Source organism: Streptomyces sp. NPDC052396 (genome assembly GCF_044593195.1).
Lineage (GTDB): Bacteria > Actinomycetota > Actinomycetes > Streptomycetales > Streptomycetaceae > Streptomyces.
Genome location: NZ_JBIUAW010000003.1, coordinates 85291 through 105857, shown reverse-complemented (window position 1 = coordinate 105857; position 20567 = coordinate 85291). Strand labels below are relative to the sequence as shown.

The following is a 20567-nucleotide window of genomic DNA, read 5'->3' as shown; positions in this document are numbered from 1 at the left end:
CCCAGGCAGGGTCCTGCTCAGGCCTTCGCATACTCGCGGAAGCCACGGCCGGTCTTGCGGCCCAGGCAGCCCGCCGCCACCAGGTGCTCCAGCAGCGGGGCGGGGGCCAGCCCCGGATCGCGGAACTCCCGGTGCAGCACCCGCTCGATGGCCAGCGAGACATCCAGGCCGACCACATCGAGCAGTTCGAAGGGCCCCATCGGGTAGCCGCCGCCGAGCTTCATGGCGGCGTCGATGTCGTCCAGCGAGGCGTAGTGCTCCTGCACCATCTTGATCGCGTTGTTGAGGTACGGGAACAGCAGCGCGTTGACGATGAACCCGGCGCGGTCACCGCACTCCACCGGGTGCTTGTGCACCGCGGCGCACACCGAACGCACGGTGGCGTGGGCGTCGTCGGCGGTGAGCACCGTGCGCACCACCTCCACCAGCTTCATCGCCGGGGCCGGGTTGAAGAAGTGCATGCCCACCACGTCCTGCGGCCGGGAGGTGGCCCGGGCGCAGGCGATCACCGGCAGCGAGGAGGTGGTGGTGGCCAGCACCGCGCCGGGCCGGCACACCTTGTCCAGTTCGGCGAACAACTGCCGCTTGACGTCCAGGTCTTCGGCCACCGCCTCCACCGCCAGGTCCACCTCGGCGAAGGCGTCCAGCGAACCGGCCGGGGCGATGGCGTCCAGCGCGGCCTGCCGTTCGCGCTCGGTGAGCCGGCCCTTGGCCACCGAACGCGCCAGGGACTTGGCGATGCGCTCCTTGGCCGCGTCCGCCTTGGCCAGACTGCGGGCCGCCAGCACCACCGGGTAGCCGGCCTTGGCGAAGACCTCGGCGATGCCGCTGGCCATGGTGCCCGACCCGGCCACGCCCACCGCGCGCACCGGCCGCCCGGCGTCCCGGCCGGCCGCCGGGGCGGGGGTGGCCGCGTCCGGGACCACCACCGAGGAGCCCGGCTCCTGGTAGGTGTAGAAGCCACGTCCGGCCTTGCGGCCGGTCAGCCCGGCCGCGGCCAGCTGGCCGAGAATGGGCGCGGGGGCGTGCATCCGGTCGTGCGAGGCGGCGTACATGGCCTCCAGCACGGTACGGGCGGTGTCCACACCGATCAGGTCCAGCAGCGCCAGCGGGCCCATGGGCAGCCCGCAGCCCAGCTTCATGGCGGCGTCGATGTCCTCGCGTGAGGCATAGCGCGACTCGTACATCGCGGCGGCCTGGTTGAGATAGCCGAACAGCAGCCCGTCCGCGACGAATCCGGGCCGGTCGCCGACGGCCACCGGCTCCTTGCCCAGATCGCGGGCGAGTTCGGTGACGGCGGTGACCGCGGCCGGCGCGGTGAGCACCGAGGAGACCACCTCGACCAGCTTCATGGCCGGCGCCGGGTTGAAGAAGTGCAGGCCCAGCACGCGCTCCGGACGGGCGGAGTCGGCCGCCAGCCGGGTCACCGACAGGGCGTTGGTGCCGGTGGCCAGGATGGCGTCCGGGCGCACCAGGGCGTCCAGCGCGGTGAACACCTCATGCTTGAGCTCGTAGTTCTCCGGCACCACCTCGATCACCAGGTCGGCCCCGGCGACGGTGGTGAGGTCGGCCGAGGCGGTGAAGCGGGCCAGTGCGGCCCGGCGTTGCTCCTCGGTGATCCGGCCGCGGGCCACGGCCCGGGCGGTGGCCGCCGCCACGGCGGCGGTGGCCCGGGCGGCGGCCGCGTCGCTGATGTCGACGCCGGTCACCCGGCGGCCGGCGCACAGCAGCACTTCGGCGATGCCGGTGCCCATGGTGCCGAGGCCGACCACGGCGATGTTCTCGAGCGAGTCGCGTGACTCGGGGGCTGACTCAGGGGTGGACTGTCGGTCCATCGCGGGACTCCAGAGGATGTTCCCCGAAACGCGGCGGGGAGACGGCTGATCACGCCCCTGCGGGGGGCGCGGCGACTTGAGTCCGTCCGCGGGCGGGTAAAAAGCGTCCACGGAAGGGGAGTTGTGCGACCGGCCGGCCCTGTCCCGGGGCCATGCCGTACTGGAAGTACCGAACCGACGGACCGACATCGACAATGTCGGTGCGAGAGCGGCTGCGTCACCAGACCGCCCGAGCTGGGGCACCCCCAGCGGTGGCTGGGGGAGTTCGCTGCTCTTGCCGGGAGATTAACTCACCGGTAACCGCAAGCGCCAGGGGGAGTCCGACCGACTTACCCTGTGGTTCAGGCCACTCCGGGAGGAGAGCGGGAATGGAAGAGGAATTCCGCGCACTGCTGAAGCGGGTGCGGACCGAACTGGTCTCCCCGGCCGAGTTCCAGGCGTACGAGCGGCTGCTCGCCCTGGTCCGCACCGACAGCCGCGCCGCCCGGGACGCCCTCGCCGAAGTCCTGGTGGCCCGCGAACGGCCGCTGTGGGCACGGGAGATCGCCGCCTTCGCGCTGGGCACCCAGGGCGACCGGCGGGCCTTTGAGACCCTGGTACTCCTCCTCAACTACCGCGAACCGGTGCGCTGCGCCACCGCCGCCCGGGCGCTGGCCCGGCTGCGCGACCCGCGCACCGCCCGGGCCGCCGCCGCGCTCGCCACCAATCCGCTGCGCACCGCCTATGCCCTTCATCCGGTGCGGCTGCTCGGCGAGTTGCGGGCGCCCGAGTCCGTACCCGCCCTGGTCGCCACCCTGGAGCGGCTGCTGGCCGCCCGGGACCACTGCTGGCCGGTGGCCCGCGCCTGTGTCGAGGGTCTGGGCGCGCTGGGGGACCGCCGCGCCGAGCCCGTCCTGGTCGCCGCCCGGGAACACGACCGGCTGCGGATCGCCGCGGCGGAGGCGCTGACCCGGCTGCGGCGGGCCGGGCACCGGCCGCGCTGACGGCCGGCGCGGCCCGGGGCAAGGATCCGCGGATCGCGAACCCTTGTGCCAACCCGCTGCGGCCGCCCCGATTTGGGCGGCCGCAACGATGGTGGAAGGCTGTCGTCGCCAGCCGGTAACCGGCAGCGCACCGCACAGCAGCACTTTCAGCGTCCGGAGGACAAGTCATGGGCCAGGTCGAGGCCACCACCGAGCGGATCATCGCGGCGGACCCGGAGGAGGTGTTCGACACCCTCGCCGACTACAGCGGTACCCGGGCCAAGCTCCTGCCGGAGCACTTCAGCGAGTACGAGGTCCGCGAGGGCGGCGACGGCGAGGGCACCGTGGTGCACTGGAAGCTCCAGGCCACCAGCAAGCGGGTGCGCGACTGCCTGCTGGAGGTCTCCGAGCCCACCTCCGGGCAACTGGTGGAGAAGGACCGCAACTCCTCCATGGTCACCACCTGGACCGTCACCCCGGCCGGCGAGGGAAACGCCAGGGTCGTGGTCACCACCACCTGGACCGGCGCCGGCGGCATCGGCGGCTTCTTCGAGCGCACCTTCGCACCCAAGGGGCTGGGGCGTATCTATGACGCCGTACTGGCCCGCCTGGCGGCCGAAGTGGAGGGTCAGCAGGGCCAGTAGGGGAGCGCCGGCAGCGCCGGCCGAACCCCCCGCCCTCACCGGTTCGAGTGGTTTTCCTCTCCTGGCGGCAAAGTCCGCAAACCGCCTCCGACCGGCGGAAATCCACCCGAACAGCACTTCCCGGTAAAGCGTCGCGCTTGCTCGCCGTTGTCGCGTAATGCGAGAAATGGGCGGCGACAGGCGCGACGAGGGGAGCAGTCAGTGGGCGGGTCCACCTATGAGACCACCTTGGTGACGAGCAGTCAGACGCTCGGCCGGCCCGCGGCGGACTCCGTATCCCCCGGCATCCGGGAGCATCCGGGCCCGGCCCGGATCCGGCTGGTCTTCGCCGGTCTGATGCTCACCCTGCTGCTGGCGGCGCTCGACCAGACCATCGTGGCCACCGCCCTGCCCAAGGTGGTCGGTGAACTCCACGGTGTGGACCGGATGTCCTGGGTGGTCACCGCCTATCTGCTGACCTCCACGGTGGTGCTGCCGCTCTACGGCAAGCTGGGCGATCTCTGCGGGCGCAAGGCGGTCTTCGTCTTCGCCATCGTCGCCTTTGTGGCCGGCTCCGCGCTGGCCGGCTGGTCCCGCACCATGGACCAGCTGATCGCCTTCCGCGCCGTCCAGGGCGTGGGCGCCGGCGGCCTGATGATCGGCGTCCAGGCCATCATCGCCGATATCGTCCCGCCCCGGGAACGCGGCCGCTATATGGGTGTGATCAGCGCCGCCTACGGCCTGGCCTCGGTCGCCGGACCGCTCCTCGGCGGCTTCTTCACCGACCACGCCTCCTGGCGCTGGTGCTTCTATGTCAATGTCCCCTTCGGCCTGGTCACCCTGGCCGTGGTGGCCAAGGGCCTGAAGCTGCCCCGCCCCACCGCCCGCGGCCGCTTCGACGTACTGGGCGCCCTGCTGCTGACCTCCTCCGCAACCTGCCTGGTGCTGCTGACCAGTTGGGGCGGCACCGAGTACCCCTGGAGCTCGCGCACCATCCTCGGCCTGGGCGCCGGCACCCTGGGAACGGCCCTGCTGTTCATCGTGGTCGAGCAGTACGCGGCCGAACCCATCATCCCCCCGCATCTGTTCGCCGACCCGGTCTTCACGGTGGCCGCCCTGGTCGGCGCGGTGGTCGGGGTCGGGCTCTTCGGAGCCGCCAGCTATCTGCCCACCTTCCTGCAGATGGTCGACGGCGCCGATGCCACCGAGTCCGGTCTGCTGATGCTGCCCATGATGGGCGGCATCGTGGTCGCCTCCCTGGTATCGGGCCAACTCATCAGCCGCACCGGCCACTACAAGCTGCTGCCCATCCTCGGCGGCGCCCTGTCCGCCGAGGGCATGTATCTGCTCTCCCATATGGACGCCGACACCAGCCGGCTGGTCTACAGCCTCTGGATGGCCATCCTCGGTGTGGGACTGGGCCTGTGTCTGCCGGTGCTGATCCTCGCCGTGCAGAACTCGGTCGACCCCGCCGACCTGGGCAGCGCCACCAGCGCCAACAACTTCTTCCGGCAGATCGGGGGTTCGGTCGGCGCGGCCGTCTTCGGCACCCTCTTCGCCCACCGCCTGGCCGACCGGCTGGCCACCGAACTGCCGCCCCAGGCGGGCCTGCCCGCCCCCGACTCCATCACCCCGCAACTGGTGCGCGCGCTTCCGGCGCCGCTGCGGGACGGCTATATCCGCGCCTATGCCGAGGCCATGCCGAGGATCTTCCTCTACCTGGTACCGGTGCTCATCCTCGGCTTTCTGCTCGCCTTCCTGCTGAAAGAGAAACCCCTGGTGTCCCACAACGCACCCGCCCCCGAAGCGCCCGCCATCCCGCCCGCCATTCCGCCCGCCCGCATCGAACCCCCCACCGAGCCACCGCCGGTGACCAGCGGCGTCCCGGTCACCGGCGCCGTCCAGCACCATGACGGCACCACCGTGCCGCGCGCCGCACTCACCCTGATCGACGCCCATGGCCGGCAGATCGGGCGCGGTGCCAGCGGCGAGAACGGCCGCTTCGCCCTGAGCACCCCCGGCACCGGCTCCTATGTCCTGATCGCCGCCGCCGGCGGCCACCAGCCGCAGGCCGTGACGGTCACGGTGGGCGAGCGCCCGGTGGAGATCGATGTCGTCCTCGGCGGCGCCGGCCGGCTGGCCGGCACTGTGCACACCGCCGACGGCACCCCGGTGTGCGAGGCCCTGGTCACCCTCACCAATGTGCATGGCGAGGTGGTCGCCTCCACCCGCACCGGCCATGAAGGGCTCTATGTCATCGAGGAGTTGGTGGCCGGCGAGTACACCCTCGCCGCCAGCGCCACCGCCTTCCGCCCCGCGGCCCTCCCGGTGACCGTCCAGTCCGCCCGGGAGACCCGGCAGGACATCGAGCTGGCCGGCGGCGCCGTGCTGCGCGGCACGGTACGGGCCGGCGGTGGCCGCCCGGTCGAGGACGCCCGGGTCACCCTGCTGGACGCCGCCGGCAATGTGGTCGACTCCACCATCACCGGCGCCGAGGGCACCTTCCGTTTTATCGACCTCTCGGCCGGCGAGTACACCGTGGTCGCCGCCGGCTACCCGCCGGTCGCCACCGTGCTGCATATCGCCGGCGGCGGCCGCACCGAACGCGACCTCCAGCTCGGCCACGCGGACCAGGGCCGCGGCACCCAGCCGCCGGACCTGGGACTGCTGCCCTAGCGGGGCGGGATGTCGCCCGCCCCGCCCCGCCGGGCCGTCAGGCCGCCTGCGGCGGGGTGGCGGCCACCCCGGCCGCCTCGCCCTTGGCCCGGGCCCGGCGGGCGTAGCTGATCGTCCAGAAGATCAGCAATCCGGTCACGGCATAGGAGAGCACCGAGTTGAGCGTGACCATGGCGCTCGTGCTCAGCGCATAGGACAGCCCGATCCGCACCAGCGCCTCGGCGATATACGCCGTCCCCCAGCCGATGGTGAGGTTGCGCTGCACCTGGCGGAAGCCCGGGTACTGCCACAGCCCGTTCCACCAGGCGACGGCCTCCGGGGTGCCATCGGTGGCGAACTTGCGGCCGAAGTAGAACATCAGCGGCCGCGGCGCGGCCAGCGAGGCAAGGCAGACCAGACCGAAGATCCCGGTCACAAAGGAGTCCTTGATCAGCAGCATCCGTGCCGAGTGCGGGCCGATCAGGGTGACCGCTATGGTCAGCGCCATGAACACCAGGGTGATCGCGGCGAATTCATCGATCCGCCGGTGCCAGGCCAGATAGATGGCCATGTCGACGACCGGCCAGGCCGCCGAGATCAGCAGCGCGGTGGACTCGCCCATGCCGGACGAGTGGAGCTGGTTGTAGGTCAGGATCGGCGCCACGATGTTGAAGGTGATGGTCAGCACCCAGCCGAGCGCCGCCGCCCCGCCCTTGCGGGCAGGCGCCTGTGCCTGTTCGGACACGAATTCCCCCGTTGAACTGTCCTTGCCAATGATCATTCCGGCCGGACCTTAACCGATGTCGCGCACAACCCGCCAAACAAGCCCGATCGCGCAGGTATCGAACACCGGCTGAATGCCGCCGGAACCCGTGCCACCACCCCGCGTCTGCGGTAGGACTGCTGCATGGTGAAGATCCTGATCTCCGCGGATATGGAAGGCGCCACCGGAGTCACCTGGCCCGGCGACGTACTGCCCGGCACACCGCAGTGGGAGCGCTGCCGCCATCTGTTCACCTCCGATGTGAACGCGGCCATCGCCGGATTCCTCGACGGCGGCGCGGACGAGGTCCTGGTCAACGAGGCCCACTGGAGCATGCGCAACCTCCTGGTGGAGAAGCTCGACGAGCGGGCGCAGCTGCTGACCGGCAAGCACAAGACGCTGAGCATGGTGGAGGGGGTCCAGCACGGTGACGTGGACGGGGTGGCCTTCCTCGGCTACCACGCGGCCGCCGGCGCGGAAGGGGTGCTGGCCCACACCTACCTGGCCAACTCCCTCACCGGCGTCTGGGTGAGCGGCACGCGGGCCAGCGAGGGGCTGCTCAATTCCCTGGTCGTGGCCGAATACGGTGTGCCGGTGGTACTGGTCACCGGCGACGACCGGACCTGCGAGGACGCCCAGGGCTACGCCCCACGGGCCCCCGCGGTCGCGGTCAAGGACTATGTCTCGCGGTATGCGGCGGTCTGCCGCACCCCTGCCCGTACCGCCGCCGACATCCGCGCCGCGGCCAAGGCCGGGACCGCGCTGGCGGTGACCTATGAACCGGTGCGCGGCGGGCCGTTCACCATGGAGCTGGAATTCGACGCCGAGCACTTGGCCGGGGCCGCGACCTGCGTCCCCGGCGTCGAGCAGACCGGCGAACGCCGGGTCGCGTACACCATGGCGACCATGTACGAGGCGATTCGCTGCTTCAAGGCGGTGACGACCATCGTGTCGGCCGCGACGGAGGAAGAGTATGGCTGACGACACGGGGGACACGGGGGAGCGGATCGACCAGCGGGCGCTGGACGAGGTGGTGCGCTTCACCTCGGACCTGATCCGCATCGACACCACCAACCGGGGCGGCGGCGACTGCCGCGAGCGCCCGGCCGCCGAGTACATCGCCGAGCGGCTGGCCGAGGCCGGCCTGGAGCCACTGCTGCTGGAACGGGACCCCGGGCGCACCAACCTGGTCGCCCGGATCCCCGGCCGCGACCGCCGGGCCCCCGCCCTGCTGATGCACGGCCACCTGGATGTGGTGCCCGCCGAGCCCGCCGACTGGAGCGTGCACCCCTTCTCCGGCGAAGTCCGCGACGGCATGGTGTGGGGCCGCGGCGCCATCGATATGAAGGGCACCGACGCCATGATGCTGGCCGTGGTCCGGGCCTGGGCCCGCGCCGGGGTCCGGCCGCCGCACGATGTGGTGCTCGCCTACACCGCCGACGAGGAGGACGACGCCGCCCCCGGCGCCGCCCATCTGGCCACCGCCCACGCCGAGTTGTTCCAGGGCTGCACCGAGGCCATCGGTGAATCCGGGGCGTACACCTTCCACGCCGACGGCGGACTGCGCCTGTATCCGGTGGCCGCCGGAGAGCGCGGCTCCGGCTGGGTCAGGCTCACCGCCCACGGGGTGGCCGGCCATGGCTCCAAGGTCAACAAGCAGAACGCGGTGGCCCGGCTGACCGCCGCCGTCACCAGGATCGCCGAGCACGACTGGCAGCCACGGCTCAGCCCCACCGTACGCGCCTCGATCCGCGAGATCGCCGCCGCCCATGGCATCGAAGCCGAACCCGACGCCCCCGGCTTCGATATGGACTGCCTGCTGGACAAGCTGGGCACAGCGGGCAAGCTGCTGGCCGCCGTGGTCCGCAACAGCGCCAACCCCACCGTCCTGCAAGCCGGTTACAAGGTGAATGTCATCCCCGGCACCGCCACCGCCCTGGTGGACGGACGCATTGTGCCCGAGGGCGACAAGGAGTTCCTCACCACTCTTGACCGGCTCACCGGTCCCGATGTCGACTGGGAGTTCGTGAACCACGACGACCCGCTCCAAGTCCCCGTCGACTCACCGCTGTTCGGCCGGATGCGCGCGGCCCTGGAACACTTCGACCCCGAAGCCAGGGTGGTGCCGTTCTGTATGTCCGGCGGCACCGACGCCAAGTACTTCAGCCGCCTGGGCATCGACTGCTATGGCTTCTCCCCGGTCCGGCTGCCCACCGGATTCGACTACCAGGCCCTCTTCCATGGCGTGGACGAACGGATCCCGGTGGACGGACTGCATTTCGGGGTACGGGTCCTGGACCACTTCGTCATGTCCGGCAAGGAGGAACAGGAGGAATGATGACCCTGCCCACGATGCCCCACGGAAGCTGGCCGTCCCCCGTCACCGCCGAACTCGCCGCGGCCCACGACGGACGGCCCGACCATGTGGGCACGGTGGGCGAGGAAATCTGGTGGATCGCGCCCCGCCCCACCGAGGCGGGGCGCCAGACCCTCATCAGGCGGCTGCCCGACGGCAGCGTCCGCCCCGCCCTCCCCGCGCCATGGAACGTCCGCACCCGCCTCAATGAGTACGGCGGCCGCCCCTGGACCGCGGTCACCCGCCCCGGTGGCGGCAGCCTGGTGGTCTTCGCGCACTACGCCGACCAGCGGCTGTACGCCTGGGAGCCGGACGGCGCCGCGCCCCGGCCGCTGACCCCCCTGGGCCCGCACGGCGCCGGACTGCGCTGGGCCGACCCGGTACCGGCGCCCGGCCACGACGAAGTCTGGTGCGTCCTGGAGGAGTTCACCGGCCCCGCCCCCACCGATGTACGCCGGGTGATCGCCGCCGTCCCGCTGGACGGCAGCGCCGCCGAGGACCGCACCGCCGTCCGCGAACTCACCGACGACCGCCACCGCTTCCTCACCGGCCCCCGGCTCTCCCCGGACGGCAGCCGGGCGGCCTGGCTGGCCTGGGACCACCCGCGGATGCCCTGGGACGGCACCGAACTGCTCACCGCCCGGCTGCGGCAGGGCGCCTTCACGGACATCCGCACCCTGATGGGCGGCCCGCACGAGTCCGTGGCCCAGACCGAATGGGCACCGGACGGCTCCCTGCTCGCCCTCTCCGACCGTACCGGCTGGTGGAACCCCTACCGCATCGACCCCGACACCGGCCACAGCGTCAACCTCTGTGAACGGCAAGAGGAGTTCGCGGGACCCCTGTGGAAGACCGGCCACCGCTGGCTGGCCGCCCTGCCCGACGGACTGATCGCGGTGTTGTACGGCCGGGGCGGCCAGCGCCTGGCCGTACTCGACCCCGCCACCGGCACCCTGGCCGACGCCGAGGGCCCCTGGACCGAGTGGACCGCCACCCTGGCCGCCGACGGCAGCCGCGTCTTCGGCGTCGCCGCCGGACCGGACCGTCCCCATCAGGTGGTGGAGCTGGACACCCGCACCGGCCGCACCCGGGCCGTCGATGCCCCGCACACCGACCCCGTGGACCCCGCCTACTACCCCCGCCCCCACACCCGCACCTTCACCGGCCCCGGCGGCCGCGAGATCCACGCCCACCTCTACCCGCCGCACAACCCCCACTGCCGGGCCCCCGAGGGCGAACCGCCGCCCTATGTCATCCGCGCCCATGGCGGACCCACCGGCCGCTGCGAGGCCGTACTCGACCTGGAAACCGTCTACTTCACCTCACGCGGCATCGGCATCGCGGACGTCGACTACGGCGGCTCCACCGGATACGGCCGCGCCTACCGCGAGCGGCTGCGCGAACAGTGGGGCCTGGTCGACGTCCAGGACTGCGCCGCCGTCGCCGACGCCCTGGCGGCCGAGGGCACCGCCGACCCCGCCCGGCTGGCCATCCGCGGCGGCAGCGCCGGCGGCTGGACCACGGCCGCCAGCCTCGCCACCACCCGCCGCTACGCCTGCGGCACCATCCTCTATCCCGTACTGGACGCCCTGACCTGGGCCCGCGGCGGCACCCACGACCTGGAGTCGCGGTACCTGGAGTCCCTGATCGGCCCGCTCGCCGAAGTCCCCGACCGCTACCGGAACCGCTCCCCCCTGCACCGCGCGAGCGGCATCAGCGCACCCTTCCTGCTCCTCCAGGGCCTGGACGACCGCATCTGCCCCCCGCTGCAGAGCGAGTTGCTGGTCCGCGAGGTCGCCGGACGCGGCGTACCGCACGCCTACCTCACCTTCGAGGACGAGGCGCACGGCTTCCGCCGCGCCGAGACCGTGGCGCGCGCCCTGCAAGCCGAACTCTCCCTCTACTCCCAGGTGTTCGGCTTCCCCGCCGAACCCGGGCTGCCCACCCTGAAACTGGTCCGCTGATGCCCCATGTCCTGATCGTCGGCGACGACCCGCTGCCGACCGCCCCCTGGACCCCCGGCGGCCCGCCCCAGCTCTGGCTGCTGCGCGTCCCCGGCCAGGATCCGACCCCGGCGGAAATCTATGAACACACCCTCGACGCCCGGGAACTGGGCCGCGCCATGGCCTTCCGGCAGGCCACCCACCGCGTCCGCTACCTGGCCACCCACCTCTGGCTGCGCCGCCTGCTCGGCGCGTACCTGGGCCAGGACCCCGCCGCAATCGAGCTGATCCGCGAGCCCTGCCCCCTGTGCTCCACCCCGCACGGCCGCCCGGCGGTATCCGGCACGCCCCTGCACTTCAACCTCTCGCACGCCGGGGACCTGGCCCTCTACGCCTTCGCGGACGCGCCGGTGGGCGTGGACGTCGAGGAACGCCCGGAGGCTTCGGCGGTCGACGACATCGTCCCCTCCCTGCACCCCCGGGAGATCGCCGAACTGGACGCCCTCACCACCGACCCCGCCGGGCGCGTGACCGCCTTCGCCCGCTGCTGGACCCGTAAGGAGGCATACCTCAAGGGGACGGGGGCCGGCCTGGCGGAGTCGTTGTCCCTGACCTATGTGGGGTGCGGCCCGGAGCCGGTTCCGCCGAAGGGCTGGCTGCTGTCCGATGTGGACCTGGGCCCGGACCACGCCGCGGCCGTCGCGGTGGCCATGGCGTGATGGCGTGAAATCACTTCAGGCCCGCATCAGTTGAGCTGATACGGGCCTGAAGTGTTCAGTGCGCCACCAGGGACTCGAACCCCGGACCTGCTGATTAAGAGTCAGCCGCTCTAACCAACTGAGCTAGCGGCGCGGCAGAAATATTACCGGATCCCCTGTTCGACGCAAAACGCGATTCCCGGTCAGGGGTGGGCGGTCCGCTGATGCCGTCCCATCGCATCGGTGAGCATGGTCGCCTCCCCGGTGTTCCCGGCCCGGCTGGCCGCGTAGTAGGCGGTCTTGATGCGCACGCACTCCGTGCAGCCGGGGCGCCGGCCGGTACTGGACGGCACCGGCCGGATGTCCTCCGGCGCGGCATGCCACTCGATGCCTCCCGCGGGCGGGCGAAGTTGGTAACCGGACCACCGGTGGTCCATCACCTCACCGACGCACTTCCGGGACGCGTCCCAGACGAGCTCGCCTACGGCGGGTACGTAGGGGGTAGGGGGCATGTTGGGCAACCTCTTGTGGGTGACGACGTTCACGATCTGTGCCTCTAGGGTCGCGCTGCGCACTTAATCTTGAACAGGGGGATCGACTGGACGCTGGCGGAGGTCCAGCGGGAGAGCTGGGGGTAGACGCATATGGGAACACAACCGGACGTCCCGTCCTCGCCGTTGGAGCACTTCGGCCAAGAGGTGCGGCTGGAGCGGGAGCGGTTGGGCATGTCGAGGGAGGAGCTGGGCAAGGAGGCTTGCTGCAGTTACTCGCTGGTGGCGAAGATTGAGGCGGGGGTTCGGGTTCCTTCGCCGGAGTTCGCGGAGACATGTGACCGCGTTTATCCGCACGCGTATGGACGTTTCTCGCGGCTGCTCAGCATGGTGCACAAGTTCACGATCCCGCAGGGGTTCCGCAAGTATCTGGAGCTGGAGGGAGTCGCAACCCTTGTGCGGCGGTACCAGCCGAACTTGATGCCGGGATTGGCTCAGACCGAGGAGTATGCACGTGCCATCATGGCTACCGGCACGGCCAAAAATCAGGATGAGCTGGTCGCAACGCGGATGGCGCGCCAGCGCATTCTGACGCGTGAAGACCCCGCCCAGGTGTGGTTCATTTTGGCGGAGGCTGCTCTCACTCAGATTTTCGGCGGGCGCGAGGTGATGAGGAGGCAGCTGGAAAGGCTGCTGGAGCTGGGGGGTACGCGACCGCACGTGGTCCAGATCATCCCCCAGCGGGAGCTTGACCGAGAAAGCTCCCCTTTTGCCTGCCCCGTGGGCTTGTTGTCCTTCGACGAAGGCGAGGATGTCGCTCACCTGGACACCTACCCGGTGAGCGGAGCCCTGGTTACTGAGCCGAAGGAAGTGGCCCTAGTACGTGACCGATTCAACGTGATGACGGCGCGAGCGCTGTCGCCCAGGGAATCGGCCCGATTCATTGAAACCGTGTTGAAGGAGCGCTACTCGTGAACTGGCGCAAGTCAAGCTTCAGCAAGCCTGATGGCGGGGACTGCCTCGAAGTCGCCGCCGACAACATACCCGGCAACGGGGTCCCCGTCCGGGACAGTAAGAGGCCCCAAGGCCCAACCCTCACCATCCCCACCCCCTCCTGGACCCACTTCCTCACCGCAATCCAGGCAGGCACCCCTCCGCACCATCGGTGAGCGACCAACTCGACTACTCGGGAAGAGAATCCATACCCAACGCCCCCAACTGTGCCCGGTACCCGAGAATGCCCAGGCACAGCCGGCACGCCCATAGGTCGCCGCTGCCACCATGGCGGGGAGGTGCCTGAACTGCCGCCGGCGGCCTACCCGGCGTCGCGGGGTTCGTCACCGCAAGCGTCGCAACGCCAGCCGCACCCTTGACAGTTGATTCGCGGTGTGGACAACGCGGCCACCGCACTTGGCCGACCCCCGCAGACCCGCTTCGGGACGGTGCTGCGAAAATTAGCCATGCCCTATGCAAAGACGGCCGACGACACCGCGCTCTACTACGAGATCCACGGCAGGGGAACGCCGCTGGTCCTGCTGAGCGGACAGGCGAACACCCACCACTGGTGGGACTCCGTACGAGCCCAATTCGAGGCGCGGTTCACCACCGTCGTGATGGACTACCGCGGTACCGGAAACAGCGACCGGCCTGAAACCGACACCTACACCACAGCACGCTTCGCCGGAGACGTCGCGGCCGTTCTCGATGACGCCGGCATCGACAGAGCCCATATCTACGGCACCTCGATGGGCGGCCGCGTCGCGCAATGGCTGGCCGCCGAGCACCCCCAACGCGTCCACCGACTCGTCCTGGGCTGCACCTCACCCGGGGGGCCGCACGGCATCGAGCGCGGGCCGGACGTCCGGCAAGCCCTGAACCAGCCCGACGCCGACGCCGCACACCGCGCCCTGCTCGAATTGATGTATACGCCCGGGTGGTTGGCCACCCACCACGGACCGTTCCACACCCTCGGCGACGCATCGATGCCCGCCCACGCTCGCCGACATCACTTGCGCGCCAGCGCTCGCCACAACGCCTGGGACGCGCTGCCCCGGATCACCGCACCGACGCTCATCGTCCACGGCACCGACGACACGCTCAACCCCACTGCCAACGCACCGCTTCTCGCCGAGCGGATCCCGAACGCACGGATGCACCTCATCCCCGGCGCCCGGCACGCGTACTTCGAGGAGTTCGCCGACGTCGCGACGCCGCTGGTACTCGGATTCCTCACCGAGGCGAGCTGACTCTTGAGCCGCGTCAGCACCAGGCACTCACGCCCAAGGCGGATTCGGCACGTTCCGCAGCTTCTCTTCGATGTCGAGAACGGTCGCTCTCAGCACTTCGTTGACCTGCCCGGCAGAAGCCTCTCCCGCCCGCCAGGAACGCCAGCAGCTCATAAACTCCTCGATCAGCTCTGCATACTCGATCGTCAGGTCGATATCGGCCAGGAATGCCGCGTGCGGGTCCTTCTCGAACTCCTCGCGGCTGCGCCTCTGCCCTTGGCTGTACCACCAGGTGTAGCGCATGTCGGCGTTGAGCAGCCGTACCAGCAAATCGTTCCCCGCATAGCCCAGCGTGGGCATATGCGTCAATGTCTCGAACACAGCTTGAAGGATTTCGCTGGTATTGGGCATCGGCCGGAACTGGTTACCTGCCACGGAATTCCTTCCTCGACCACTTGAAGAGTCCACCGACATCAGTGGGGCTCGGCATGGCATCACCACCACCCGCCTCGATAACCCGGGCACAGTACACCAGGCAGCTGTTGTTCCTGAAGTCGTATACCCCTTGCCCCGAACTTCCCCGGAAGGACTTCTTCGCAAAGGCGATGGCATGGTCCGCATGCGTCAGGTCAATCGTCGAGGAACCGACATACGTCATCCCTTCCGGGATGCTCTTGAACCGCATCGGCTTCAGCAACTCGAATTCCACCTGCTCCTCGCCCTCGCCGGTGGTACGCAGCACCGCGTTCGCATGCGCATGCTCGTACTTCCCGCTGTCGCTGGCGATTTCCACGCTGAAGTGCGGGCCGTCCGGCCCGGTGTACGCATGCACCGTCGCCTTGCCCGGCACCGGATCCAGGCACTCCGGCGCCAGACCCAGCGGATCCATCCACCCCAGCGCATTGACCACATACGCAAAGGGATTGGGCGCAGGCGCGAGCCCCAGCGGGTCCGGCGTGACATAACGCGCCGTTTCCGGATCGTAGTGACGGAAATAGTTGTAGTTGAGCCCCGTCTCCGGGTCGTGGTACTGCCCCGGGAAACGCAATGGACACCCGGCCTCCGCGCCCTCCCCAGCCGGCGTCGGCAATGGCGTTCCCCAGTGGCTCGTACGCCGCTGCCAGGTGATCTCACCATCCGCCGTCACCAACTCCATGGGCGAGCCCACAAGATCGGTGAAAATGCCCTGGAAGCGAGGGGGCGGCGCCCCCAGCCGGGCGATGCGCGACTCCGGCTCCGCGAGACCCTCTCGCTCGGTCTGGGCCACCGGCCGATGCGTACCCGGGGCGTAATCCCAGGTCATCGTCCCGGCACCCGCCACCACCTGCTCGGCGACGCAGGTGTCGTCCCAGGCGAAGGTGATCTCCTCGGCCGTCGAACCATCCTCCGCCAGCCGCGATTTCGCCATTCGGCGGCCCAGCGGGTCATAGGCGTAGCGCCAGCGCTCACCATCGGGGGTGACCGCCTCCGTCAAGCGGTCCTCCGCGTTCCAGGAGAACTGCCAGGTGCGCCGCTGCCCATTGAGCAGCTTGCGAACCCTGCGGATCAGCCGGCCCTGCGCATCGTGTTCATAACGGGTACGGCCCGCGCGCCGGACCACATTGCCGGTGAACTCCCGTGCCCCGCCCGCCCCATGCCCCGGCGCCTCCGCCCGGGTCAGGTTGCCCACCGAGTCATAGGCATAGGACTCGGTCCAGCCATGGGCGTTCACGCCGGTAACCCGGCCTACCGCGTCAAGCGTGAAGTGGCGCGTACCCGAGGTGAGTTCACGGATCTCGGCCAAAACATCATCGGCACGGTAGGCGTAGGCGCGGTGCTGGAGCAACAGCCCCTTTCCGTCGCCAAGACTCTGCACCGTAAGACGGTTTCTGGCATCCCACTCCTGAGTGAGCCGGACAGTCCCGCCCAGGCGCCGCTCGACCTCGCGGCCGGCCGCGTCATAGCCGAAGTCCAGGGACCCACCGTCCGCCCGCAGCCGGACCGGGCGGTCCGCGGCGTCGTACGTCCAGTGGGAGACCGCACCACTCGGGGTGGTGCGCCGCGTTCTGCGCCCCAGCGCGTCATAGGCGTACAACATGGTGCGCCCATTGACGGACTCGGCCAGGACCCGGCCCAGCGCGTCCCGCTGCCAGACCAGCTCGGCGTCCGGGTTCGCGGCACGTACCAGATGACCGGCGGCGTCGTACTCGAAGGCGGTCTCCGTGCCGTCGTCCGCCCGGGTGGCGATGACGCGGCCGAGAGAATCACGGACCAGGGCGAGCGACTCGCCCGCGCCATTGCTACGGGAGGTCAACTGCCCTGCCGCATCACGCCGGTAGGACACCGTACGGCCGTTGAAGTCGGTCTCCGACACCAGGCGGCCCCCGGCATCGTACTCATAGGACCAGGTCAGCCCCTGCGGATTGGTGACGGCCGTCAGCCGCCGCTCCGTGTCATACGCGAAGTCGTAGACCGTACCGTCCGGGTCGGTACGCGAGGCCGGCAGGTCGAAGTGCGTGGTGGTGTGGGTGGTGGTGTTGCCCGCGGGGTCGGTGTGGGAGAGCAGGTTGCCCTCTCCGTCCCATGTCCAGGACTCCCGTGCCCCGTCCGGCAGTTCGCGCCACTTGGGCTTGCCCTCGGTCGTCCAGCCCATGCGGGTGGTGTGACCCAGCGGGTTGATGACCTCCACGACACGACCGAAGAGGTCGCGGCGGATGGTGGAGGTATGGCCCATCGCGTCGGTGAGGGAGACGGGCAGGCCCGCGGCGTCGCAGCTGAGCAGCTGGGTGTTGTCCAGCGCATCGGTGATCGAGGCGAGGTGGCCGCGCTCGTCGTAGGTATAGCGGGTCTCGGCCCCGGACGGATCGGTGGTCGAGAGCAGGTTGCCGGCCGGGTCGTAGGCGTGGCGCCACACCGTGCCACCCGGCTCGGCCACCTCGATGGGCAGGTTGAGCGCGTTGTAAGTGACGTGGCTGGTGGTGCCGTCGGGGAGGGTGACGCTGGTGAGGTTGCCGGAGTCGTCGTAGGCATAGCGCGTGGTGCGGCCCAGCTTGTCGGTGACGGCGAGCCGGTGCCGGCCGGTGGGGTCCCATTCGGTGCGGGTGGTGTGTCCCAGCGGATCGGTCTCCGCCACCACCTGGCGGGCCGCGTTGTACTGGTAGACGGTCCGCCGGCCGAGCGAGTCGGTGACCGTGGTCGTCCGGTCCCCCTCGTCATAGACGAGCGTGCCGGAGAGAAACCCGTCCGAGCCCTCGGTGCGCACCACCCGCCCGCGCTCGTCATAGACATAGGCATAGGACGTGCCATTGCGATCGTGCCAGGAGGTGATGCGCCCCTGGGCGTCATAGCCGAACTTCAGCGGCCGGCCACTGGAGTTGATGACCTCAGTGAGGTGGCCGGCCTCGTCATACCCATAGCGCACCAGGGACGTACCGCCGGAGTCGGCGGCCGGGGCGTAGGCGCTTCGCTCGCCCGGCAGCAGGCGCAGCCCGGTAATGCGCGGACCATCCGTATCGATGGCTATGCGGTAGCCGCCGGAGTGCTGGATGGCGGTCGGGACGCCGGCCGGTGTGCGCTCGATCTCGATGCGGTGGCCGTTGCGGTCTTCCACCGACTCCAGCAACAGCTCGACGATCGTCTGCCCCGACGGCCGCGCCGGCTGGGCGAAGGTGCGGATCAGCCCGGTCGCCGGGTCGGTAACGGTCATCGCGCCACCGACCTGGCCGTCCCAGGCCAGCGGCAGCCGTGCCCCCTGCTCCGGCAGCACCGGCCCATCAGCTGAAGGCACCGGATAACACAGCAGCTTGCCGTCCGCGACCGCGAACACCACGCCCTTGGCGTCGAGTTGAAGGCGTTCGTCCAGCGTGGACGCCCAGGCCGGACCGAACCAGCCGCCCGCCCGGTACGAGGACAGAAAGGTGCGCCCGACGACCAGGGGGAGTTGCCCGGGCAGGGTGACATCCGTCTGCGTCAGGAACATCGCTCCCGTCGCGACGTCGATCGGGTCGCGGTCGCAGGTGAGCGACTTGGTGTCGCGGGCGCTGGCGGGCACGTCCTCGCCCTGCGGGCGGATCGCCGGGCTCGACGGCGTCTCCACATCCGCGAGCTTGACCTTGTTCAGCGCACCCAGGTCACCCAGGTCACCCAGGTCCCCGGAGATCCGCGACAACGACGGCATAAAATCGGCCGCCAGCGCACGGAATCCGCCCGCCTCCACCGCCACCTTGGCACTCGCTCCCGCACCGCCGAACAGCCCGCCGCTGATCATGCCGTCCTTGGCGGAGGCATTCAGCTCATCGAGGCTGAAGTGGTCCTGGAGACCGGTGGCGATCTGCAGGGGCTGGGCCACGGCGGCGTCCACGGCCACCGACTCCACCCCGCCGAACACGGCCGAGGCGATCGCGGTCCCCAGCACCTCGGCAGCCGCCTCCGACACCACCAGGCCCATACCTCCGGCCAGCGAGATCACCTCGGCGGCAACCCCCGCCGCGGCGCCGCTCAACGCACCACCGGTCGCGATGGCCAGCGCGATCGCCGCGCCCAGCACCGCGATATCGATTGCGATCCGCTTCTCGATCTGGTGAATGGCGTGGTCGATTGCAGCGGCGTACTTCTCCAGCGCCTCGGCCATCTTCCGGGAGGCGCCGGCCACATCGTCCAGCCAGCCCTTGCCCTCGGCGGCATGGTACTGACGCCAGAACTTCTCGTAGGCGTCAATCCCTTCGCCCTTGTTGTTGTGAATCAGCGCGGCGGACTTGTCGTTGACCGGCTTGATGACGTCATCAACGGCCTTGCCGAACGCCCGCCATGCCTTGGCCGCCTGACGGCACTTACCGGGATCGCCATCGGGCCACCACATGCCCATATGGTTGGCGAGCCAGTGACAGCAGTCCTTGATACTGGGGAGACCGAACACGTGCTGCCTTACTTCTTCCCGCTGTCCTGCTGTATCTGCTGGGTCGCCTTCTTGAAGATGGCGGCGATGTCGTGGTCATTGCCGGAATGACCCTCGGCGATCGTCGTCATCGCCCCGGAAATGCTCTGCAGCCCCTTGACCAGGACGTCCACCGCCGTGTCGATCGACTTCTTGGCCGGCCCATAGCTGTCATGGAACTTCTTGCCCGGGTCATCGCCACCCCATGGCGAACCCAGCCCGTCCAGGGTCTTCCTGAGAGTCGCCGCCGCATCATGCAGCGCCACGCTCTGCTCATGGAAGGTCGGCGCCGACGCCTTCATATCGGCGGCAGTTATCCGTAGGTTCGCGTCATCTGTCCCGTTACCGCTCACGACTCCCCGCCCCCGTTTGATCTTTGGAACATGTGCCGGGTGACCCTACCTCGTCACCTCGTTGCCGGAAGGGGGAGTTCCGGCGTGGGCCTACCGGGCCCTCAGGGCATCGCACTGATCCCAGCCCGCAGCCCTTCGGCGAATGCGCGCGCCGCAGCCAGATCAGTGCCGTTGGGCCGTTCCTTGTTGAGCCCGCCGACCAGCTTGAACGGAAGCCAGGTGTCGAAGCCGCGGCATGAGAAAGTGTGGCTCACCTCGAAGCCCTTCTGCTCAAGAAGCCGCACCAGCGGGCGGGTGAAGGGCCGGAACTGCAACTCGGGCAGCCCGCTGGTGGCGAACACAAACGCCCTGCGCCGCTCCCCGGTCGGCAGCGCCCGGACGAACTGCCGCAACCGGGGATGGAACCTCCCCGAGAAGATCCCCGACCCGAACCCCACCAGCTCGCAGGTGAAGAGCTCTTCCATATCAACTTCTTCCGGGGCGACAACCCGGGCCTCCAGCACCTGGCCCATGACGTCGGCGACCCTCTTGGTGTTGCCATGGGACACGGAGGCGCACACGATGACGGCCTTCATGACGAGGCTCCTTTCGCTTCCACGATGTCGGTGTGGGGTGTGGTCGGATCGACCTCACACCTTGAGGACGGCGAGCGTGCCGCGACTTGTGACATCAGGGGAAAGTGGCCACGGTCACACGGAGGTGGCGGGGAGTCAGATCAGGCCCTACGCCCCCAACGGCCTTACAGCCACGA

At 69.8% G+C, this 20567-nt stretch carries 17 protein-coding genes and 1 tRNA gene; 10 read left to right on the top strand and 8 right to left on the bottom strand.

Going from position 1 to position 20567, the window contains the following annotated elements:
- Positions 1 to 17 precede the first annotated feature (17 nt).
- On the bottom strand, positions 18 to 1835 hold the full coding sequence (locus ACIHFE_RS08810) for a 3-hydroxyacyl-CoA dehydrogenase family protein (RefSeq protein WP_400105127.1): 1818 nt from the start codon (positions 1833 to 1835) through the stop codon (positions 18 to 20).
- A 368-nt stretch (positions 1836 to 2203) separates the two neighbouring features.
- Between ACIHFE_RS08810 and ACIHFE_RS08805 the strand changes: the two genes are divergently transcribed.
- From ACIHFE_RS08805 to ACIHFE_RS08795, 3 genes are all read left to right on the top strand, one after another.
- On the top strand, positions 2204 to 2818 hold the full coding sequence (locus tag ACIHFE_RS08805; RefSeq protein WP_400105126.1) for a HEAT repeat domain-containing protein: 615 nt from the start codon (positions 2204 to 2206) through the stop codon (positions 2816 to 2818).
- Positions 2819 to 2985: 167 nt separating this feature from the next.
- Positions 2986 to 3441 (top strand): SRPBCC family protein, encoded by a 456-nt coding sequence (locus ACIHFE_RS08800; protein WP_400105125.1) that lies wholly within the window; start codon positions 2986 to 2988, stop codon positions 3439 to 3441.
- 285 nt (positions 3442 to 3726) lie between these two features.
- A complete protein-coding gene (locus tag ACIHFE_RS08795) occupies positions 3727 to 6096 on the top strand; it encodes an MFS transporter (RefSeq protein WP_400105574.1) in 2370 nt (789 codons plus the stop codon).
- A gap of 37 nt (positions 6097 to 6133) precedes the next feature.
- Here the strand turns inward: ACIHFE_RS08795 and ACIHFE_RS08790 are convergent, their stop codons facing one another.
- Positions 6134 to 6820 (bottom strand): VC0807 family protein, encoded by a 687-nt coding sequence (locus ACIHFE_RS08790; RefSeq protein ID WP_400105124.1) that lies wholly within the window; start codon positions 6818 to 6820, stop codon positions 6134 to 6136.
- 165 nt (positions 6821 to 6985) lie between these two features.
- Between ACIHFE_RS08790 and ACIHFE_RS08785 the strand changes: the two genes are divergently transcribed.
- From ACIHFE_RS08785 to ACIHFE_RS08770, 4 genes are read left to right on the top strand one after another with little or no spacing between them, the layout of a single operon-like run.
- Complete coding sequence (locus ACIHFE_RS08785; RefSeq protein ID WP_400105573.1) at positions 6986 to 7819, top strand: M55 family metallopeptidase; 834 nt, start codon at positions 6986 to 6988, stop codon at positions 7817 to 7819.
- Complete coding sequence (locus tag ACIHFE_RS08780; RefSeq protein WP_400105123.1) at positions 7812 to 9176, top strand: M20/M25/M40 family metallo-hydrolase; 1365 nt, start codon at positions 7812 to 7814, stop codon at positions 9174 to 9176. Before ACIHFE_RS08785 ends, ACIHFE_RS08780 begins: the two co-directional genes overlap by 8 nt.
- Positions 9177 to 9190: 14 nt before the next feature.
- Positions 9191 to 11158 carry a prolyl oligopeptidase family serine peptidase gene (locus tag ACIHFE_RS08775; protein ID WP_400105122.1) on the top strand — a complete coding sequence of 656 codons (1968 nt, stop codon included), beginning with the start codon at positions 9191 to 9193 and terminating at the stop codon, positions 11156 to 11158.
- The gene (locus ACIHFE_RS08770) at positions 11158 to 11856 is read left to right on the top strand and encodes a 4'-phosphopantetheinyl transferase family protein (protein WP_400105121.1); all 699 of its coding nucleotides are present in this window, start codon (positions 11158 to 11160) and stop codon (positions 11854 to 11856) included. Before ACIHFE_RS08775 ends, ACIHFE_RS08770 begins: the two co-directional genes overlap by 1 nt.
- A 59-nt stretch (positions 11857 to 11915) precedes the next feature.
- On the opposite strand, the gene ACIHFE_RS08765 is transcribed toward ACIHFE_RS08770, so the two are convergent.
- Together ACIHFE_RS08765 and ACIHFE_RS08760 are read right to left on the bottom strand one after the other, a co-directional pair.
- A tRNA-Lys gene (locus tag ACIHFE_RS08765) sits at positions 11916 to 11989 on the bottom strand.
- A gap of 49 nt (positions 11990 to 12038) precedes the next feature.
- On the bottom strand, positions 12039 to 12347 hold the full coding sequence (locus ACIHFE_RS08760) for a hypothetical protein (protein ID WP_400105120.1): 309 nt from the start codon (positions 12345 to 12347) through the stop codon (positions 12039 to 12041).
- Between the two features lie 165 nt (positions 12348 to 12512).
- On the opposite strand from ACIHFE_RS08760, the gene ACIHFE_RS08755 reads away from it, so the two are divergent.
- From ACIHFE_RS08755 to ACIHFE_RS08745, 3 genes are all read left to right on the top strand, one after another.
- A complete protein-coding gene (locus tag ACIHFE_RS08755) occupies positions 12513 to 13301 on the top strand; it encodes a Scr1 family TA system antitoxin-like transcriptional regulator (protein WP_400105119.1) in 789 nt (262 codons plus the stop codon).
- Positions 13298 to 13495, top strand: a complete 198-nt coding sequence (locus ACIHFE_RS08750; RefSeq protein ID WP_400105118.1) for a DUF397 domain-containing protein — start codon at positions 13298 to 13300, stop codon at positions 13493 to 13495. The genes ACIHFE_RS08755 and ACIHFE_RS08750 overlap by 4 nt, the downstream gene beginning before the upstream one ends.
- A 291-nt stretch (positions 13496 to 13786) precedes the next feature.
- Positions 13787 to 14572, top strand: a complete 786-nt coding sequence (locus ACIHFE_RS08745) for an alpha/beta fold hydrolase (RefSeq protein WP_400105572.1) — start codon at positions 13787 to 13789, stop codon at positions 14570 to 14572.
- Positions 14573 to 14599: 27 nt separating this feature from the next.
- On the opposite strand, the gene ACIHFE_RS08740 is transcribed toward ACIHFE_RS08745, so the two are convergent.
- From ACIHFE_RS08740 to ACIHFE_RS08725, 4 genes are all read right to left on the bottom strand, one after another.
- On the bottom strand, positions 14600 to 14986 hold the full coding sequence (locus tag ACIHFE_RS08740; RefSeq protein ID WP_400105117.1) for a hypothetical protein: 387 nt from the start codon (positions 14984 to 14986) through the stop codon (positions 14600 to 14602).
- Positions 14976 to 19445, bottom strand: a complete 4470-nt coding sequence (locus ACIHFE_RS08735) for a DUF6531 domain-containing protein (protein ID WP_400105116.1) — start codon at positions 19443 to 19445, stop codon at positions 14976 to 14978. Before ACIHFE_RS08735 ends, ACIHFE_RS08740 begins: the two co-directional genes overlap by 11 nt.
- Positions 19446 to 19453: 8 nt before the next feature.
- Positions 19454 to 19729, bottom strand: coding sequence for a WXG100 family type VII secretion target (locus tag ACIHFE_RS08730; protein ID WP_400105115.1), 276 nt, complete (start codon positions 19727 to 19729; stop codon positions 19454 to 19456).
- 188 nt (positions 19730 to 19917) lie between these two features.
- Positions 19918 to 20391: a flavodoxin family protein gene (locus ACIHFE_RS08725; RefSeq protein ID WP_400105114.1), complete on the bottom strand. Its 474-nt coding sequence runs from the start codon at positions 20389 to 20391 to the stop codon at positions 19918 to 19920.
- Positions 20392 to 20567: the final 176 nt, after the last annotated feature.

Bases quoted from the DNA above. Each gene is read 5' to 3' on its own strand.
- ACIHFE_RS08780 (WP_400105123.1), top strand. From the start codon at position 7,812: ATGGCTGACGACACGGGGGACACGGGGGAGCGGATCGACCAGCGGGCG.
- ACIHFE_RS08745 (WP_400105572.1), top strand. From the start codon at position 13,787: ATGCCCTATGCAAAGACGGCCGACGACACCGCGCTCTACTACGAGATC.
- ACIHFE_RS08770 (WP_400105121.1), top strand. From the start codon at position 11,158: ATGCCCCATGTCCTGATCGTCGGCGACGACCCGCTGCCGACCGCCCCC.
- ACIHFE_RS08775 (WP_400105122.1), top strand. From the start codon at position 9,191: ATGCCCCACGGAAGCTGGCCGTCCCCCGTCACCGCCGAACTCGCCGCG.
- ACIHFE_RS08810 (WP_400105127.1), bottom strand. From the start codon at position 1,835: ATGGACCGACAGTCCACCCCTGAGTCAGCCCCCGAGTCACGCGACTCG.
- ACIHFE_RS08725 (WP_400105114.1), bottom strand. From the start codon at position 20,391: ATGAAGGCCGTCATCGTGTGCGCCTCCGTGTCCCATGGCAACACCAAG.
- ACIHFE_RS08800 (WP_400105125.1), top strand. From the start codon at position 2,986: ATGGGCCAGGTCGAGGCCACCACCGAGCGGATCATCGCGGCGGACCCG.
- ACIHFE_RS08760 (WP_400105120.1), bottom strand. From the start codon at position 12,347: ATGCCCCCTACCCCCTACGTACCCGCCGTAGGCGAGCTCGTCTGGGAC.
- ACIHFE_RS08805 (WP_400105126.1), top strand. From the start codon at position 2,204: ATGGAAGAGGAATTCCGCGCACTGCTGAAGCGGGTGCGGACCGAACTG.